1 protein-coding gene is annotated in these 1,352 nt (G+C 35.6%); it reads right to left on the bottom strand.

What is annotated here, in order from left to right; genetic code table 11:
- Positions 1-69: 69 nt before the first annotated feature.
- The gene (locus H5072_RS19560; RefSeq protein ID WP_165723517.1) at positions 70-1,296 is read right to left on the bottom strand and encodes an EAL and HDOD domain-containing protein; all 1,227 of its coding nucleotides are present in this window, start codon (positions 1,294-1,296) and stop codon (positions 70-72) included.
- Positions 1,297-1,352 lie beyond the last annotated feature (56 nt).

Genomic DNA, 1,352 nt, shown 5'->3' with positions numbered 1-1,352 from the left:
AGAAAAATAAACTTAGATATCATTATAATTCAATAAATTAGTAAATATCTTAACCAGAGTTCGGGTTACTTATTTTTCGTTAACTACTAACTGCATTTGCTCATTAACCCAAGTCAGTGCTTCATGATAGGCATCAGGAACTTTTTCACCTAGGTTTAGCTCTTTCGTTAATTCGTTTGCGGCTGACCAGTTAGCTTGTTCATAATACTTAACTAAGTTTAAATATTTTGCCAGCAAGCCTTCATCGTTTAATAACGCTGCTTTTATGTCATTCGAAAGTGGAAGCTTTTTCATAACGCTTTCCATACTCTCATCTAAAATAGCATCCATAAGAGACATCATACCGGTTAAAAATGCCATGCCGGTATCTTTAAATTGTCCATGGGATATAGCGAGTAACTCACCAAAACGAGCGCGCGTAAGCGATAGCCTAATTAGCTCTATAGGTTTATCTGCTGATACTTGCGCTGCAAATAATAATGATAATAGTTTTTTAATTTCGTTAGCACCAAGCACTATAAGGGCTTGCTTAATGGTACTTATTTCAGCACGCCTTGCAAAGGCAGCAGAATTTGAATACCTAAGTAATTTGTAAGATAGGTTTACATCACGCTCAAACACATCAGTGATTTTTTTAAGATCCATATCAACGCTTGATGTTTCGTAAAGTAATTCAGCTAATGCCATTTCTGAAGGCGGTAGAGCCTTACTTTGTACCATTTCAGGTTTTGAGAAGAAAAATCCTTGGAAATAATCAAAACCAAGCTCTAGAGCTTGTTGGTAAATTTCATAGGTTTCTACTTTTTCGGCAAGTAACTTAATATGCGAGTGCAGTTTTAAATCATTAAGAACCGTTTTTATTGTATCTATATCAGATGCTAAAAAGTCTATTTTAATAATATCAATAAATGGATAAAAGTGGCGCCAAACAGGCTGATGAATATAGTCATCAAGAGCAATAGTGTAACCTTTATCTTTTAGATCTTTCACTATGGCTAATAATCGCTTCCCAGGTTGCACAGTTTCAAGGATTTCTACAACTACAGTATCTTTGCCCAATAGTGTTGGGTAGCCCTTTGATAGCGTTTCTAGGGTGAAATTTATATAGGCGGGTTTATTGTCGGTTAAATCTTCTAAGCCGAAATTAAACTGACTACCTTCAATTAGTCGTGTAGTTGCCTCGTCACCATCTATATCAGGAAATACGTTATCAACGCCATCGCGAAATAAAAGTTCATACCCGATGAGCTTTTTATCTCTGTCTAAAATAGGTTGGCGTGCAGCGTAAAAATACATAAACAGTTCCGTAAGAGTAATGTAATTGGGTATTGTAATAATATATGGCAAAAGAC

The sequence above is a fragment of the Pseudoalteromonas sp. SR45-5 genome, from assembly GCF_014163565.1.
In the GTDB taxonomy this organism is placed as follows: domain Bacteria; phylum Pseudomonadota; class Gammaproteobacteria; order Enterobacterales; family Alteromonadaceae; genus Pseudoalteromonas; species Pseudoalteromonas distincta.
This window is presented reverse-complemented; position numbering and strand designations above follow the sequence as displayed.

Bases quoted from the DNA above. Each gene is read 5' to 3' on its own strand.
- H5072_RS19560 (WP_165723517.1), bottom strand. From the start codon at position 1,296: ATGTATTTTTACGCTGCACGCCAACCTATTTTAGACAGAGATAAAAAG.